Annotated in this window: 1 pseudogene; it reads right to left on the bottom strand. The window is 70.4% G+C overall.

The annotated features are described in order from the left end of the window. Window positions 1–126: 126 nt before the first annotated feature. A pseudogene (locus ACLJNW_RS24990) lies at window positions 127–274 on the bottom strand (ABC transporter substrate-binding protein); the annotation flags it as partial.

The raw sequence follows: 274 nt of genomic DNA, 5'->3' as shown, positions 1-274 counted from the left end.
GCCTTGCGCTGCTCTGGCTCCAGACGGGAAAAGCGCACTTCCTGGTTCATCCTTTCGCGGCTCCTGCTCGTCGCCCGCGACCACCGGCGGGCAGCCCCGATGATCGCAGGTTACGTGGCGCCCGTCTCACTGGCTGGCCCAGGCGTTGAAGCGCTCCTCCAGCTCCTCGCCGTGCTCGACCCAGAATTCGGCGTCCATCGCCAGGCCCTGCTCCAGGTTCGCCGGCGCGGTCGGCACCCAGCTCGCCAGTTGCGCGGGCAGACGCTGGGCGGCC

The organism is Salmonella sp. SAL4457, assembly GCF_046548235.1.
Taxonomy (GTDB): Bacteria; Pseudomonadota; Gammaproteobacteria; order Enterobacterales; family Enterobacteriaceae; genus Salmonella; species Salmonella enterica.
This window is presented reverse-complemented; position numbering and strand designations above follow the sequence as displayed.